Source organism: Rhodococcus sp. 2G (assembly GCF_001886355.1).
Taxonomy (GTDB): Bacteria; Actinomycetota; Actinomycetes; order Mycobacteriales; family Mycobacteriaceae; genus Rhodococcus; species Rhodococcus pyridinivorans.
Map to the genome: position 1 here is coordinate 3,095,883 of NZ_CP018063.1, position 14,543 is coordinate 3,110,425.

Consider the following 14,543-nt stretch of genomic DNA (forward strand, 5'->3'; position numbering starts at 1 on the left):
TCGTCCGACGGAAGGTCAGACGCAGTCGCGGCAGTAGGCCTGCTCGCCGTCGCCCGTCGCGCGACGGCTGTGGTGCTGGACGAGGAAGCAGCCCATGCAGGTGAACTCGTCCGACTGCTTCGGCAGGACCTGCACCGAGAGCTCCTCCGCCGACAGTGCCGAGAGGTCGGCGCCGGGCAGGTCGAGGGACTCGAGGATCTCGCCCTCGTCGGTGTCGGCGGCCGCGGTGGGCTTGATGTCCAGCTCGTCCAGGGCAGTGCCACCGCCGCCCAGGATGTCGGTGGTGCGGGGAGCGTCGTAGTCGGTCGCCATGGCAGTTCTCCTCACTCGTTGTCGGCGGTGCCGCGCAGCCGCGGTAACGGCTGCGTCGGATCCGCTGTGGCAGGCCGGCGCTGTCATGGGCACCGTTGCCGTCAGTAATGTCCCATCGAAAGCTTCGTCAAACACATATGTTCAGTTACGTTCGAACCGTGTGCTCTCGGGCACACTGTGGGACATGACCGATCGCCAGAGTCCGCGAACCGCCCACACCCGCCCGGAAGGCGTCTCCGACGCCACTGTGAAAGCGACCGGCAAACTGTCCGAGGCCCTCGAGACCGTCGAGCAGGCGCGAGGCCATCTCTATGCCTTCCACCAGCTGATGGGCCGCGCCGATCTGCTCACCGGCGACGCCGAGGAGTTGTTCCGCGAGGCCGGGCACGACGAGATCGCCGAGCGGCTCGGCACCGAGATCATCGGACGCAACATCGCCGAGGGTCGCTGGACCTTCCAGCTCGTCGAGGAGTTCGACGACGGCTACTGGTCGGACTTCCGCACTTTCGAGAAGCAGGTGCGCGACGAACTCGTGGAGGGCCGGCGCCATCTGTTCGAGGCCGAGATGAAGGAATCGCGGCGCACGCACGGCCGCCGCCATCACGAGGCCTGCCCGGCCGAGGAACAGTGACCGTGGAGATCCTCAGCAGCCGCACCATCCTCCGTCCGCGCGACCCCGAGGCCGCCCTCGAGTTCTACGGTTCGACGCTGGGACTGGCGATCGCCCGCGAGTATCCCGGCGGAACCGTCTTCTTCGCGGGGCAGTCGCTCATCGAGATCGCCGCGCACGGCCGATCCGACGACAGCGACGAAATGTTCCACGGCGCCCTGTGGCTCCAGGTGCGCGACGTCTACGACGCCGAGGCCGAACTGGCGCTGAAGGGCGTGCGCATCGTCCGGGGTGCGAAGCAGGAGCCGTGGGGACTGCGCGAGCTGTGGATCGCGGATCCCGAGGGGATCCCGATCGTCCTGGTGCAGATCCCCGAGGACCATCCCTTGCGGCGCGACCTCCGTTGACGAACGGAGGTACCCGGGCACGGCCGGAGGCAGTCGCGCGGCGCCGGTGATCTTGCACACAAGCCGTGCGGTCTGCTCTGCACTCCGCTCATGGTCGGAGTCCGAAAGAACCGGTCGGGCGTGACGGCGAGGCGCAGAATTCACATCCCCGTCGCTGTACATTCACCTGCCCGCTACCCCACAATCGACAGACGTGACCGCAGAGTTCGTCGTGCTCCTGGTGGTGGTCGTCACTGCCCTCGCTTTCGATTTCACCAACGGCTTCCACGACACCGGCAATGCCATGGCGACATCCATCGCCACCGGCGCCCTCAAACCCAAGACCGCGGTCACTTTGTCCGCAACCCTCAACCTCGTCGGCGCCTTCCTGTCCGTGGAAGTCGCCGCGACCGTCGCGAAGGGTGTCGTCGACCTCGACACCGTCGGCGGTACCGATCTATTGCTCATCGTCTTCGCCGGTCTGGTCGGAGCGATCCTCTGGAACATCTCGACCTGGCTGTTCGGCCTGCCGTCCAGCTCGTCGCACGCTCTGTTCGGCGGTCTCGTCGGCGCTGCACTGGCGTCGATCGGTGTCCAGGGCGTCGTGTGGGACGGAGTCCTGGGCAAGGTCCTGATCCCCGCCGTGCTTGCGCCCGTCATCGCGGCGCTCGTGTCCACGGTGGGCATCTGGTCGATTCACCGCCTGACCCGTTCCGTCTCCACCGAGCACCGCGACCGCGGCTTCCGGCTGGGACAGATCGGCACGGCGTCCCTGATGTCCCTCGCGCACGGTACCAACGACGCGCAGAAGACGATGGGCGTGATCTTCCTGGCCCTCGTCGCCCACGGCACCATCACCGCCGACACCGCGATGCCGTTCTGGGTGAAGGTCGCCTGTGCCGTCGCGATCGCACTCGGCACCTATCTCGGTGGCTGGCGTATCATCCGCACGCTGGGCAAGGGTCTCGTCGAGATCGCCCCGCCGCAGGGCCTGGCCGCCGAGTCGTCGTCGGCCGCCATCATCCTCACCTCGAGTCATTTCGGTCTGCCGCTGTCGACCACGCACGTCGCCACGGGGTCGATCCTCGGAACGGGTCTGGGCACCAAGGGCGCCGAGGTGCGCTGGTCGGTGGCGCGACGGATGGTCGTCGCGTGGGTCATCACCCTGCCGTGCGCCGCGGTCGTCGGAGCGATCTGCTGGGCGCTCGCCCACCTCATCGGAGGTATGCCCGGCGTGCTCGGCGTGTTCGCGATCCTGTGCGCCCTGGCCCTGTTCATGTGGCTGCGCTCGCGCCGGCAGCCCGTCGACGCCTCCAATGTCACCGCCGACTGGGACGACAAGCCGGCCCCGGCGCCGGGTGCCTCCGCAACGGTCAGCGGGGAAGGACGCTCGTGAACCTGTTGACGCACACCCTCGACTCCCTCTGGCAGGTCGTTCTCGTGGGCCTGCTGCTCGGCGCCGGCCTGCCCTCCCTGTTCGCCCTGGGGGTCCGCGCGCTCGACACCGGTCGGGGCAGCGACGGCATACCGACTCCCGTGGCGCGGACCGCTGCGGTGTTGTGCTTCGCCGTGGTCGCCTGCGCGATCCTGGCGGGAATCCTCCTGCTGGCGTCCGATTTCCTCGCCGGAACGTTCGGCATCGACATCTTCTGATCGGAGTGACGGGTGGCTCTCCCGCCGTTTCTCGCTTCCATCGTCGAGTGGCTCCGCGCCGGTTACCCCGAAGGGGTACCGGAACAGGACTACGTACCCCTGTTCGCACTGCTCGCGCGGCGCCTGTCCGACGAGGAGGTCGCCCAGGTCGCCGACACCTTGGTCGAGGACGGTGACCTCTCGATCAACCGCATCGACATCGCGGTCCTGGTCAGCAGGATCACCAACAACATGCCGTCGCCCGACGATGTGGACCGGGTCCGCCGCCAGCTCGAGGCAGGCGGATGGGACACGACACAATACGATCTGTGACCACGCTCGAGCTCCTGCCCGTTCCTGCCGGGTCCGCCGTCCGCTCCGTGCTGCCCACCCTGCAGCGCATGCTCGACGGTGACGGACCGGCGCTGCTTCCCGTCCCCGCCGGGGACGAGCGGGAGACGCTCCGACTCACCGCCGCACTGAGCCCCGGTGAACCCGTCGCGGACGGCGTGGGACTGGTGGTCGCGACCTCCGGCACGACCGGGACCCCGAAGGGTGCCATGTTGTCCGCGCAGGCGCTGCGCGCGAGCGGCGACGCCACCCACGCCCGACTGGGCGGGACGGGCTCGTGGCTCCTGGCCCTGCCCGCCCATCACATCGCGGGCATGCAGGTGCTGCTGCGCAGCCTGCTCTCCGGAACCGAACCCGTCGTCGTCGACGTGTCCGCCGGTTTCGATCCTGCGGATCTGCCGGCGGCGGTGGACGCCGTGCCGGGCCCCCGCCGGTACAGCTCGATGGTTCCCACGCAGCTGATCAAGGCCCTCGACCATCCCGACGCCACCGCGGCGCTCGCCCGCCTCGACGCGATCCTGCTCGGTGGGGCCGCGACTCCCGTGCCAATCCTCGACCGCGCCCGGGCGGCCGGCATCACCGTCGTGCGCACTTACGGCATGAGCGAGACCTGCGGCGGCTGCGTCTACGACGGCGTGCCGCTCGACGGCGTGTACGTGCGCGTCGACGGCGACTCGCGGGTGTGGCTCGGCGGCGCCACGCTCGCCTCGGGCTACCGGAACCTGCCCGACCATCCTGCCTTCGCCGAACCCGGCTGGTTCCGCACCGACGACGCGGGCATGCTCGACGACGGGGTCCTGCGCATCCTGGGACGGCTCGACGAGGCCATCTCGACCGGTGGGCTCACCGTGGTCCCCCAGGTGGTCGAGGCCGTGCTCGTCGAGCACCCGGCCGTCCGGGAGGTCGCGGTGGTGGGTCTGCCCGACGCCCGGCTCGGTCAGCGCGTCGCGGCGGTCGTCGTGCCCGTCCCCGGCGCGACGCCGACGCTCGCCGAACTCCGCGACCACGTCGAGGCCACGCTCGATCCCACTGCTGCGCCGCGTGAGCTGCAGGTCGTCGACACGCTGCCGCTGCGTGGACCGGGCAAGGTCGATCGCCGCGCCCTCGTCTCGCGCTTCTCCTGACGGGGTGCGCACGACGCGGCAGGCAGGCCCGGGTGCGAAGATCGATCCATGGCAACGGCTGGTCAATGGCTCGAAGGCGCTCGTCCGCGCACCCTCCCCAACGCGATCGCACCCGTCCTGGCGGGCACGGGCGCTGCGGCGTGGCTCGGTGAGTCCGTGTGGTGGAAGGCGCTGCTGGCACTGGTCGTCGCGCTCGGACTGATCATCGGCGTGAACTTCGCCAACGACTACTCCGACGGCATCCGCGGCACCGACGACGAGCGGGTCGGCCCGATGCGGCTCGTGGGTTCGGGGGCGGCGAGCCCCGGCGCCGTCAAGCGCGCGGCGTTCGTGTGCTTCGCCATCGCGGCCGTCGCGGGACTCGCTCTCGCCGTCACGACCGCCTGGTGGCTCGTGCTCGTCGGCGCGGTCTGCATCGCCGGGGCCTGGTACTACACCGGCGGAAAGAACCCGTACGGCTACAGCGGCTTCGGTGAGATCGGCGTCTTCGTCTTCTTCGGGCTGGTCGCGGTGCTCGGCACCCAGTTCGTTCAGGCCGGTCGCGTCGACTGGGTGGGTCTGGCCTGCGCGGTCGCCGTCGGCTCGATCTCGACGGCCGTCCTGGTGACGAACAATCTCCGCGACATCGCCACCGACGCGGAGACCGGCAAGCGGACCCTGGCGGTCAAGCTGGGCGACCCGAGGACCCGCACGCTCCACCTGGTGCTGGTCGTCGTGCCGTTCGTGATGTCGCTCGTGCTGGTCGCGGCGACGCCGTGGGCGCTCGCCGGCTTCCTCGCCGCACCGTTCGCGGTCCGCGCGCACAAACCGGTGCGGGCCGGTGCCCTCGGTCTCGCGCTGATCCCGGCGCTCAGCGATTCGGGTGTCGCGATGCTCGTGTGGGCGGTAGCCACCGCGCCCGCGCTGGCCTTCGGCTGACCATGATGCGGGCGCGGCGGACCGGGTCGCGGGCGGACGGGATCAGTCGCGGTCCGGGACGACCAGGCCGAGGACGAAGTTGACGATCGCGATGATCACGCCGCCCCACAGCGCCGCCCAGAAACCGTCGATCGTGAGGCCGTATTCGGTGAATCCGCTCAGCCACGCGGTGAGCATGAGCATCAGCGCGTTGACGACGAGCAGGAAGAGCCCGAGGGTGAGGATCACCAGCGGCAGCGACAGCAGCTTCACCAGCGGCTTCACGAGTGCGTTGACGACGGTGAAAATGGCGGCCAGCACGACGAGCGAGATGACCTTGCGGGTCGTGTCGGAGGTGCCTGCGGGATCGGTGAAGTCGATCCCGTCGACCAGCTCGACCGCGAGCCACAGACCGACCGCGTTGATGATCAACCGCAGTATCAGAGAAATCATGGTGCCACTGTGGCACACCGAACTCGGTCTCGTAACGGGCAAATCGGGCCCATTCGGGATCGCCCCTCCCCCTCAGGGGCCTCTCAGCGACGGACGGTAGCGTCGGCCGGCGTGCGTTCACGTCTTCTCCCCCTGCTTCTCGCTGTAGCCGGTCTGCTCCTCGTGGGCACGGGTTCGGTCTTCGCCTGGTTCGACCGCCCCCAGACGACGGTCGCGACCGTCGCGGAAAAGCCGAGTCCCTCTGCGGACGGCGTCGACGAGGCGCGGAGCAATCTGCAGCGGGCCGGACTGCCGCTGTCGGTGCTCGACGGCGGGGTCGGTCAGCTGACGGAGGGCAGCACCCAGCTCGACGACGGTGCCCACCAGCTCTCCGACGGTCTCCGGCAGGCCCGTGGCGGCGGGGAGCAGCTCGCCGACGGTCTCGGACAACTCGACGGCGGTGTCGACATGCTCGGCGACGGTGCCCGCCAGGTGAGCGGTGGCGTCGACGAGGTGGTCGACCGGCTCTCCGGTTTCGGGGAGATGCAGGGCGACGTCACCGCGCAACTCGCAGCTGTCGCCGACACGCTCGGTGCATCTGCAGATCCGGTCTCGCAGGGCGCGGCCGGCCGACTGCGCGGGCTCGTCGAGACCCTCGACACGCAGGGCCTCGGACCGGACACCCTCGCCCAGCTCGGGCAGTTGCGCGACGGCGCACGGCAGCTCGCCTACGAACTCACCGATCCGAACGCGCAGTTCGTTGCGGGCATGGCGCAGGCCGCCGACGGCTCGCGACAGCTCCGCGACGGCCTCGTTCTCCTCGACGACGGTGGCCGAGCCCTGACGGACGGCACCGGACAGCTGGTCGACGGTGTGGGGCCGGTGGCCGACGTCGTCGGTGGCATCGCCGACAACGTCCGGTCGGCCACCGAAGCGCTGCCGCGCACCGCGCCGGCCGCTACGGACACGCAGGCTGCGGAGGTCACGGCGACCTCGGATCGTCAGTGGTGGCCGTTCGCGACGATCGCGGTCGGCACGCTGCTGCTCGTCGCGGCGATGGTCGTCCCGCTCGTCGCCGGGCGTCCGCTCGCCGTCGCCCCCGCGCAGCCGACCCGGTAACCACCCGAAGGCTCGACGACCTCAGGCAGCGGCGTCGAGGTGGCCGCTCAGGCGCTGACGGAGCTGCGCGCGCGGCACGTGCGCTTCCACGAGGGCGCCGGTCGCCGGATCGTCGCTGCGCAGCAGTCCGAGCAGGATGTGTTCGGGACGGATGACCCGTTCGCGGCGTGCGATGGCCTCCCGCAGCGCGAGTTCGAGCGACTTCTTCGCCGCCCGGTCGAACGGGATGTGACCGAGCCGGTTCGCGACGCCCCGCCGATCGGCGTTCTTCCCGTCGAGCACCCCCTTGCCGAAGGCCGCTTCGAGACGGCTCCGGACCTCGTCGAGATCGATCCCGATCGCTTCGAGCGCCGCGGCGTCCTCGTCACCGAGCGGGGCGTCGGCGGTGCGGGCGGCCCGGTCGGAGCGGAGCCCGTCGACCGTGAGACCTTCCTCCGCGAGCAGGACCCGCAGCGGTTCGTCCGCAGCGACAGCGGCCCCGATGAGCAGGTGCGACGCCTCGATCCGGGGATCGCACACCCGGATCGCCTCCTGTTGCGCTGCGACAACGGCGGATCTGGCACCGTCGGCGAATCGTTCGAACATGTCGATCACCTGCGCTTCCGATTGTGCTTCTGATGGACCGCCTGGCGGCTGACACCGAGCTCGTCGGCGATGGCCTGCCAGGACCAACCTCGCTCACGGGCATTCGTGACCTGGACCTCCTCGAGCCGTTCCAGCAGCCGGCGCAGGGCACGCACGGCGCGCAGGCCCACTGCGGGATCGGAGCTCGCGGCGGCAGCGGCGAGGGTGGTGGCTTCACTCATGTTGTCAATATAGGTTGACACCGAGGGCGCGTCAACGACGATTGACAGAAACGGAATCTGCGCAGGTGGTGAAGGCTCTACCAGCACCAGCCGCCGGTGGTCGCGAACTTCTCCAGCACCGCGAGCGGCCCTGCGAGGTCCATCTCCTCGGCAGCGACCCACTCGTCGGAGAAATAAGTGTCGGCGTAGCGCTCGCCGCCGTCGCACAGCAACGTCACGACGCTGCCCTCGCGGCCCTCCGCGAGCATCTCGGCGATCAGGCCGAAGGCTCCCCAGAGGTTCGTGCCGGTCGAGCCGCCCACCCGACGTCCGAGCACGGTGCTCGCGTGCCGCATGGCGGCGATGGACGCCGCGTCGGGCACCCGCACCATCCGGTCGACGACCTCGGGCACGAAGGACGGCTCGACGCGCGGACGTCCGATCCCCTCGATACGCGAGGGCATGCCGGTCGTGTAGTCGGCCGATCCCGTCTCGAACCCGCCGAAGAACGCCGAGTTCTCCGGGTCGACGACCGCCAGCCGTGTCCGGTGACGGCGATAGCGGATGTAGCGGCCGAGGGTCGCGCTCGTGCCGCCGGTTCCGGCGCCGACGACGATCCACTCCGGCACGGGATGACGCTCGAGACGCATCTGCGAGTAGATGCTCTCGGCGATGTTGTTGTTGCCCCGCCAGTCGGTGACCCGCTCGGCGTTCGTGAACTGGTCCATGAAGCAGCCCCCGAGCTCGTCGGCGAGCCGCTGAGCCTCGGTGTAGATCTCGGGCGGGCGGTCGATGTAGTGGCACCGGCCGCCCTGCGCCTCGATGAGCGCGACCTTCGCCGGTGAGGTGCGGCGCGGTACGACGGCGACGAAGTCGAGGCCGAGGAGTCGCGCGAAGTACGCCTCACTGACCGCGGTGGACCCGGACGACGCCTCGATGATCGGGGTCCCTTCACGGATCCAGCCGTTGCACAGGGCGTAGAGGAACAACGAGCGCGCGAGACGGTGCTTGAGGCTGCCCGTGATGTGCGTCGACTCGTCCTTCAAGTACAGGTCGATGCCCCAGTCCGCGGGGAGGGGGTAGCGGAGCAGGTGGGTGTCGGCGCTGCGCTGGGCGTCGGCCTCGATGAGCCGGACCGCGTTGTCGACCCAGTCCCGGGGTGCGCTGCGGTCGACGACCGCACCGGTCGCCGTCACCGCCCGTTCTCGCCGCGCATGCGCTTCTCGAGGTCCGCGCGTTCGGTGCGCCGACGCTCATCGACCGCGGCGATGCCCACGTTGACGCGACGCCGAAGCGACGCGAAGAGCACGAGCGAGACGGGCAGGGCGATGAGCACGGCGAACAGGGCCGCGACGAGGAGGGGGATTTCCACCCCGAATGCCCGCGGAACGTAGAGAATGAGCAGAGTGAGCACGACCACGAGGGCGAGTCGGGCCACCGAGTACAACGCGACGTCCCGGATCAGAGACCCGGCCCCCGCCTGACCGTCGGCGGCCGTGGCGCCCTCACTGTGAGGGTGTGGAGTGCGCTGGGAGGGGGTATCCGAGGGTTCGTTCCGGCGTTCGTCGTTCACCACTCCAGGTTAACCGGCCGCCCGGGCGACGAGCTCCGCGTCGATTTCCGTAAGTCGGACATCCGTCCGTTTTGTCTATTACTTCCGCTTTACCAACCGTAGACCGTTCGAGCAACCAGGGGTATCGGTGCCACCATGGGCTTGGACATCCCGATCGAACAACTCGATCGCGTCGAACAACACGATCACGACAACCGGGAGGACATTCGCAATGAGCGCACCCACTTTCAACGGCGCGAAGGAATCCCTGCTGACCCCGGGCCAGGTGGCGGCACTGTTCCATGTGGATCCCAAGACCGTCACCCGGTGGGCCCACGCCGGCCGATTGGGCTCGCTGCGGACCCCCGGTGGCCATCGCCGCTTCCGTGAGTCCGAGGTCCTGGCGCTTCTCCGCTCCCTCACGACCGAAGCGACACGCTGATCCGAGACAGCAGAATCCGCACCTCCGGCGTACACCTGCCGGATCTCGGCCGACCACCCGCGGAACCCACGTGCCGGACCGGGTTCCTCCCACCTAGAATGTGGACGAACCGGTCTGCGGTCGCCGCGGCCCGGAGGTGCACGGCGAGGGCACGTCCTCGTCCGGCACCACCACGGTCAGGAGGTGCAACGTGCTCTATCTGTTGGCACTCATCGGTGCGGTGACACTCGCCGTCCTGCTGTGGAAGGCGTACGGTCCCACATCTCGTCCGCCGTCCCGCGTGATGGGGCCTGACGACGATCCCGACTTCCTGTGGAAGGTCGATCGCGAGGTGCACCGCCGCCGGAGTGGCGACGGCACCGGCGAGTCCGATCAGGAGCGGGGCGACTGACCGTTCGCGTTACGCCGAGCGGTCTGTCACCGCGCGGCGAAACCGTCGGTGATATCCGCGGCGAGTCCGAGCAGGGCGCGCCGCGTACCCGACTGCAACCGGTCCAGGTCGATCTCCGCCCCTTCTTCGAGGTGGGGATCGAAGGGCAGGACGTGGACCGCGCGGCACCGCTGTTCGAAGTGTCGCACCACGAGGTCGAGGTCGACCTTGCCCGACCTCGGCCGCACCGCGTTGACGACGGCCACCGACCGCTCGACGAGTTCGCGATAGCCGTGCGCGTCGAGCCAGTCGAGCGTGGCCGACGCGCTGCGGGCGCCGTCCACCGAACCGGAACTGATGACGACCAGCGTGTCGGCGTTCTCGAGGATCGCGGTCATAGCGGAGTGCATGAGCCCGGTCCCGCAATCCGTGAGCACGATGCTGTAGAACCGCTCGAGAAGACCCAACGTCCGTTCGTAGTCGTCGGCGCTGAAGGCCTCCGAGACCGCCGGATCGGTGTCCGAGGCGAGCACCTCGAGACGATGCGTGTTCTGCGAGGTGTAGGCGCGCACGTCCGCATACGTCTCGAGCAGCGACTGATCGCGCAGCAGCGTGCGCACCGTGGCCGGCGTCTGTTCGGCCACCTTCTGACTCAACGTCCCGCGGTCCGGATTCGCATCGACCGCGACGATCCGATCGCCACGCAGCTCCGCGAAGGTCGAACCGAGCGTGACCGTGGTGGTCGTCTTGCCCACCCCGCCCTTGAGACTCAGCAGGGCGATCCGATGGCAGCCGTGCAGCGGTGCACGCACCCGCTCGGCCGATTCCTCCTTGCGTTGCTGCCGGGAACTCTCCCCCACGTGCACGCGACCACCGGTCGCCCGGTAGACGACCCGCCGCCAGCCCCTCCGCGGCGGCGCGGCGACCGGACGTACAAGTAGCGACGAGTCCAGCGCCGTCGCGTCCAATGCGTGTCCGTCGAGCCCCGACGACCCGTTACCGGCCCCATTCACCGCGTTCTCCCCCCGTCGACTGTCACGGACGACGGCGCGACGATAGCAGCCTCAGTTGAGCCCGGCGTACGAGTGCAGGCCCGACACGACCATGTTGATGATGAACAGGTTGAACAGCACCGTGACGAAGCCGACGATGTTGATCCACGCTGCGCGGGTGTTCCGCCAGCCGGAGGTCGCACGCGCGTGCAGATAGGCGGCGTAGACGACCCACGAGATGAACGAGACCGTCTCCTTCGGGTCCCAGCCCCAGAAGCGTCCCCACGCCGCCTCGGCCCAGATTGCCCCGAGGATGATGCCGGCGCCGAACAGCGGGAAGCCGATGATCGTGGTGCGGTAGGCGAGCCGGTCGAGGGTCTGCGCGTCGGGCAGCCGCTCGGCGATCGCCGCGAACACACCGCTGCGCTCCTCGCCCTTCGGGAAGCGGATGCGCAGCAGGAACAGCACGCTCGCGACACCCGAGACGAGGAAGATGCCGCTGCCGACGCTGATGATCGTCACGTGGATCGGCAGCCAGAACGATCGGAGGGCCGGCACCACGGGAGCGGCGTCGGCATACAACACCGTCGCCGCGAGGAACATGAGGATCAATACGGGGACCACCAGGTACACCCACATGATCCGGTAGGCCGGCTTGCGGAGGACGATCAGCCCGAAGATCACCGCGGCGGTGCACGCCATCGAGACGAACTCGTACATGTTGCCGAGCGGGAACCGCTCGGTGGCCAGCCCACGCAGGACGATCGAGGCGAGCTGCAGGCCCGCGACCACGACGACGAGCGCGCGTCCCATGTTGCCGAGACGCTGCGACACGGTGCGCCTCGGCGTCTGGTCGATCCGTCCCGGCCCGGTCGCGCGCTCGGCGGGGGCCTGCTGCCTTCCGGCGGCCACGAGTTCGCGTTCCCGCTCCGCCACGACGTCGGCCCGGTGGGTCGCGTACTCGGCGATGAGCAGCAGCAGAGCCAGCACGAGCACCGCGAACGCCGATTCGAAGGCCCAGTCGCTGTACTGCGCGAGGGTGTCGTTCTCTGTCATCAGTTCTTCTTCTCCTGTGCCGCCGGGGCGGAGGGTGCATCGTCGCCGAGAAGGCGCTCGACCAGTCGGTCGAACTCGTCTCCCCATCCGGCCTGATCGGTTCGTGCGAGACCGCCGAGCTCTACTACGGTCCGTCGTTCGCCGTCGCTCACTGTACCGTCCGGGTACGCGCGTGCCCACACTCTGCGTCGTTTGACCAGCAGCGACACGAGCAGTCCGCCCATCATGAAGATCGCCGCGACCAGCACCCACTGCTGAGCCGGGTCGTGGGAGACCTGCAGGTTGACGAAGTCGGTGGCCTTGTCGAATCGCACCTCGGTGCCGTCGGCGAGCGTCACGCTCTCCCCCAGACGCAGGTTGACACGATCCTGCTTCACGAGGCGTCCCTGATTGATCAGTTCCTTGTTGAGCGAGAACAGCGACTGCGGGTTGCCGGTGTCGAGACCGGAGTCGCCCTTGTAGATGTCGATGGCGACAGCCGGGTCCGTCAGGGCGGGGAAGATCGATGTGAGCAGCGTGCCGTGGAACGAGGCCGTCGGCGCGAACAGTCCCTCGATCGCGATCTGGTTCTTCCGGCGCTCGTCGGCGTCGGGGTACATGCCACCGGGCGGGTCGAAGCGCATGGCGCCGCTGCTGAGGAAGGTCGTCGCGTCGTCGGGCGCCCACTGCATCGTTTCGGTGCGGGTCTCGCCGTTCGGCCAGGTGACCGTGAAGGTCGGGGCGTAACCGTGACCCTGTAGGTACACGCGGTCGCTGCCGACCCGCAGCGGATGGTTGACCTTCAATTGCGCGTCGCGCCAGGTGTTCGTGACGAGGTCGTCGCCGTACTGGTACTCGATGTCGGAGGTGAACATCTCGGCCTGGCCGTTGTCGAGATAGTCGGCGACGAAGGTGTTCACCCGCACGCACATGGGGTTCAGACCGGTGCCGTCGAGCGTGCTGCCGGCGCGGAACGAGTCGAAGGAGGCGGGCGAGGTGGTGCAGAACTCCTCGCCGTTCGCGACGAGGATGCGCTGCCCCTCGTAACCGAAGAGCTTGCCGGCGGCGACCGCGACGAGCAGCCCGACGAGGGAGATGTGGAAGACCAGGTTGCCGGCCTCGCGCAGATAACCCTTCTCGGCGGACAGGGTCACCTCGCCGTCACGCCCGCGGGCACCGCCCTCGCGGCGCACGACCTTCCAACCGCGCAGCTCTTTCTGGATCCGGTCGAGGGCGTCGGCGGGGGCCTCGGCCACCATCGTCTGTGTGTGGTGCGGCAGGCGCTGCAGGTTGCGCGGCGCGGCGACCGGCGGGGTGCGCAGGGCGTGGAAGTGCTCGACGCAGCGCGGCAGGATGCAGCCGACCAGCGAGACGAACAGCAGCACGTAGACGGCGGTGAACCAGAAGCTTCCGAAGACGTCGAACAGCTCGAAGCGGTCCATGATCGGTCCGAGCGTCGGCCGGGCCGCGATGTACTCGTCGACCTTCTGGGTGTTGAGGCTGCGCTGCGGCAGGAGTGCGCCCGGGATCGCGGCGAGCGCGAGCAGGAACAGCAGGACCAGCGCGGTCCGCATCGACGTCAGGCCGCGCCAGGTGTTCCGCACGAAGGCCGTGGCACGTCCGAACGCGGCCTGTCGCGGCGGAGGCGACGGCTGCGGTGCGGGGGTCGGGGTGTGTGTCGCGGTCATACGGGCAGAGTCACTTCCGAGATGAACGAGTCACGGACCCAGGACACGAACAGGTCCCACGCACCGGTGACGAGAGCGATGCCGACGGCCATGAGCATCAGGCCACCGACGATTTGCACGGTCCGCGCGTGGGTGCGCAGCCAGCCCACCCCGCGCAGCGCCCGCGCCGAACCGAGCGCGAGCACGACGAACGGCAACCCGAGGCCGAGGCAGTAGGCGACGATCAGCGTCACCCCGCGTGCCGCGGTGGTGCCCTCGGTGCCCGCCGCAAGCGAGATGACGCCGGCGAGGGTGGGACCGAGGCACGGGGTCCACCCGAGCGCGAACACCGCGCCGAGCAGCGGGGCTCCCGCAAGGTTCGAGATGCGCCGGGGCGCCGGACGCGTGTCGCGCTGCAAGACTGGGATGAGACCGATGAAGACCAGACCCATCACGATGGTGACGACACCACCGATCCGCATGAGCAGTTCGCGGTTGACGGCGAGCGCGGAGATCGCCCCGAACACCGAGGCCGTCGCGAGGACGAACACCACGGTGAATCCGAGGACGAACAGCCCGGCGGCACCGGCCACCCGGAGGCGGCCGTCGCTGCGGACGGTCGTGGTGCGGGCACCGGCCTGCTCGGCGGTGACGGCGGGGGCCTCGGCTCCCACCACTCCGGCGAGGTAGGACAGATAGCCGGGAACGAGCGGCACGACGCACGGCGATGCGAAGGAGACGAGACCGGCGAGCAGGCACGCGCCCATCGCCAACAGCAGCGGACCCGACAGGGCCGCGTTCTGGAAGGTCTCCCCGACACCCGACGCAAGGATCACT

General features: G+C 69.2%; 20 protein-coding genes. 10 read left to right on the plus strand and 10 right to left on the minus strand.

The genetic code is table 11. From position 1 onward, the window contains the following. Positions 1-15: 15 nt before the first annotated feature. Positions 16-312, minus strand: coding sequence for a DUF4193 domain-containing protein (locus tag BO226_RS14485; protein ID WP_071935518.1), 297 nt, complete (start codon positions 310-312; stop codon positions 16-18). A 184-nt stretch (positions 313-496) separates the two neighbouring features. Here BO226_RS14485 and BO226_RS14490 point away from each other — a divergent pair, with 184 nt between their 5' ends. From BO226_RS14490 to BO226_RS14520, 7 genes are all read left to right on the plus strand, one after another. Then, entirely contained in the window at positions 497-943 is a 447-nt protein-coding gene (locus BO226_RS14490) for a hypothetical protein (RefSeq protein WP_071936453.1), read from the plus strand. Positions 944-945: 2 nt separating this feature from the next. Continuing rightward, positions 946-1,329, plus strand: a complete 384-nt coding sequence (locus BO226_RS14495; RefSeq protein ID WP_024101701.1) for a VOC family protein — start codon at positions 946-948, stop codon at positions 1,327-1,329. Positions 1,330-1,522: 193 nt separating this feature from the next. After that, on the plus strand, positions 1,523-2,704 hold the full coding sequence (locus BO226_RS14500; protein ID WP_071935519.1) for an inorganic phosphate transporter: 1,182 nt from the start codon (positions 1,523-1,525) through the stop codon (positions 2,702-2,704). Beyond that, positions 2,701-2,961 (plus strand): hypothetical protein, encoded by a 261-nt coding sequence (locus tag BO226_RS14505; protein ID WP_006552313.1) that lies wholly within the window; start codon positions 2,701-2,703, stop codon positions 2,959-2,961. The genes BO226_RS14500 and BO226_RS14505 overlap by 4 nt, the downstream gene beginning before the upstream one ends. A 12-nt stretch (positions 2,962-2,973) precedes the next feature. Next, positions 2,974-3,273: a DUF3349 domain-containing protein gene (locus BO226_RS14510; protein WP_024101704.1), complete on the plus strand. Its 300-nt coding sequence runs from the start codon at positions 2,974-2,976 to the stop codon at positions 3,271-3,273. Next, positions 3,246-4,415, plus strand: a complete 1,170-nt coding sequence (menE, locus tag BO226_RS14515) for an o-succinylbenzoate--CoA ligase (protein ID WP_371683078.1) — start codon at positions 3,246-3,248, stop codon at positions 4,413-4,415. Before BO226_RS14510 ends, menE begins: the two co-directional genes overlap by 28 nt. A 48-nt stretch (positions 4,416-4,463) precedes the next feature. Then, positions 4,464-5,333: a 1,4-dihydroxy-2-naphthoate polyprenyltransferase gene (locus BO226_RS14520; protein ID WP_071935520.1), complete on the plus strand. Its 870-nt coding sequence runs from the start codon at positions 4,464-4,466 to the stop codon at positions 5,331-5,333. A gap of 42 nt (positions 5,334-5,375) precedes the next feature. Here BO226_RS14520 and BO226_RS14525 read toward each other — a convergent pair whose 3' ends face one another. After that, on the minus strand, positions 5,376-5,765 hold the full coding sequence (locus tag BO226_RS14525; RefSeq protein WP_033096110.1) for a phage holin family protein: 390 nt from the start codon (positions 5,763-5,765) through the stop codon (positions 5,376-5,378). A 111-nt stretch (positions 5,766-5,876) separates the two neighbouring features. Here BO226_RS14525 and BO226_RS14530 point away from each other — a divergent pair, with 111 nt between their 5' ends. Then, on the plus strand, positions 5,877-6,863 hold the full coding sequence (locus BO226_RS14530) for a hypothetical protein (RefSeq protein ID WP_071935521.1): 987 nt from the start codon (positions 5,877-5,879) through the stop codon (positions 6,861-6,863). A 21-nt stretch (positions 6,864-6,884) separates the two neighbouring features. Here BO226_RS14530 and BO226_RS14535 read toward each other — a convergent pair whose 3' ends face one another. The 4 genes from BO226_RS14535 to BO226_RS14550 form a co-directional block, all read right to left on the minus strand. After that, a complete protein-coding gene (locus BO226_RS14535; RefSeq protein ID WP_033096353.1) occupies positions 6,885-7,448 on the minus strand; it encodes a Clp protease N-terminal domain-containing protein in 564 nt (187 codons plus the stop codon). Between the two features lie 5 nt (positions 7,449-7,453). Next, positions 7,454-7,669, minus strand: a complete 216-nt coding sequence (locus BO226_RS14540; protein WP_006552320.1) for an HTH domain-containing protein — start codon at positions 7,667-7,669, stop codon at positions 7,454-7,456. Between the two features lie 77 nt (positions 7,670-7,746). Beyond that, positions 7,747-8,844 carry a PLP-dependent cysteine synthase family protein gene (locus BO226_RS14545; RefSeq protein WP_071935522.1) on the minus strand — a complete coding sequence of 366 codons (1,098 nt, stop codon included), beginning with the start codon at positions 8,842-8,844 and terminating at the stop codon, positions 7,747-7,749. After that, entirely contained in the window at positions 8,841-9,224 is a 384-nt protein-coding gene (locus tag BO226_RS14550; protein ID WP_071935523.1) for a DUF4229 domain-containing protein, read from the minus strand. The genes BO226_RS14545 and BO226_RS14550 overlap by 4 nt, the downstream gene beginning before the upstream one ends. A 208-nt stretch (positions 9,225-9,432) precedes the next feature. Between BO226_RS14550 and BO226_RS14555 the strand changes: the two genes are divergently transcribed. Together BO226_RS14555 and BO226_RS14560 are read left to right on the plus strand one after the other, a co-directional pair. Continuing rightward, entirely contained in the window at positions 9,433-9,642 is a 210-nt protein-coding gene (locus BO226_RS14555) for a BldC family transcriptional regulator (RefSeq protein WP_006552323.1), read from the plus strand. A 190-nt stretch (positions 9,643-9,832) separates the two neighbouring features. Continuing rightward, entirely contained in the window at positions 9,833-10,033 is a 201-nt protein-coding gene (locus BO226_RS14560; protein ID WP_024101710.1) for a hypothetical protein, read from the plus strand. 26 nt (positions 10,034-10,059) lie between these two features. Here BO226_RS14560 and BO226_RS14565 read toward each other — a convergent pair whose 3' ends face one another. From BO226_RS14565 to BO226_RS14580, 4 genes are read right to left on the minus strand one after another with little or no spacing between them, the layout of a single operon-like run. Beyond that, positions 10,060-11,025, minus strand: coding sequence for a MinD/ParA family ATP-binding protein (locus tag BO226_RS14565; RefSeq protein ID WP_071935524.1), 966 nt, complete (start codon positions 11,023-11,025; stop codon positions 10,060-10,062). Positions 11,026-11,076: 51 nt separating this feature from the next. Further along, positions 11,077-12,060: a c-type cytochrome biogenesis protein CcsB gene (ccsB, locus tag BO226_RS14570; protein ID WP_071935525.1), complete on the minus strand. Its 984-nt coding sequence runs from the start codon at positions 12,058-12,060 to the stop codon at positions 11,077-11,079. Next, positions 12,060-13,727, minus strand: a complete 1,668-nt coding sequence (gene resB, locus BO226_RS14575) for a cytochrome c biogenesis protein ResB (protein WP_071935526.1) — start codon at positions 13,725-13,727, stop codon at positions 12,060-12,062. The genes ccsB and resB overlap by 1 nt, the downstream gene beginning before the upstream one ends. Further along, positions 13,724-14,542: a cytochrome c biogenesis CcdA family protein gene (locus BO226_RS14580; protein WP_006552329.1), complete on the minus strand. Its 819-nt coding sequence runs from the start codon at positions 14,540-14,542 to the stop codon at positions 13,724-13,726. The genes resB and BO226_RS14580 overlap by 4 nt, the downstream gene beginning before the upstream one ends. Between the last annotated feature and the right edge of the window lies 1 nt (position 14,543).

Bases quoted from the DNA above. Each gene is read 5' to 3' on its own strand.
- BO226_RS14525 (WP_033096110.1), bottom strand. From the start codon at position 5,765: ATGATTTCTCTGATACTGCGGTTGATCATCAACGCGGTCGGTCTGTGG.
- menE (WP_371683078.1), top strand. From the start codon at position 3,246: ATGGGACACGACACAATACGATCTGTGACCACGCTCGAGCTCCTGCCC.
- BO226_RS14485 (WP_071935518.1), bottom strand. From the start codon at position 312: ATGGCGACCGACTACGACGCTCCCCGCACCACCGACATCCTGGGCGGC.
- ccsB (WP_071935525.1), bottom strand. From the start codon at position 12,060: ATGACAGAGAACGACACCCTCGCGCAGTACAGCGACTGGGCCTTCGAA.
- BO226_RS14535 (WP_033096353.1), bottom strand. From the start codon at position 7,448: ATGTTCGAACGATTCGCCGACGGTGCCAGATCCGCCGTTGTCGCAGCG.
- BO226_RS14520 (WP_071935520.1), top strand. From the start codon at position 4,464: ATGGCAACGGCTGGTCAATGGCTCGAAGGCGCTCGTCCGCGCACCCTC.
- BO226_RS14555 (WP_006552323.1), top strand. From the start codon at position 9,433: ATGAGCGCACCCACTTTCAACGGCGCGAAGGAATCCCTGCTGACCCCG.
- BO226_RS14490 (WP_071936453.1), top strand. From the start codon at position 497: ATGACCGATCGCCAGAGTCCGCGAACCGCCCACACCCGCCCGGAAGGC.
- resB (WP_071935526.1), bottom strand. From the start codon at position 13,727: ATGACCGCGACACACACCCCGACCCCCGCACCGCAGCCGTCGCCTCCG.
- BO226_RS14540 (WP_006552320.1), bottom strand. From the start codon at position 7,669: ATGAGTGAAGCCACCACCCTCGCCGCTGCCGCCGCGAGCTCCGATCCC.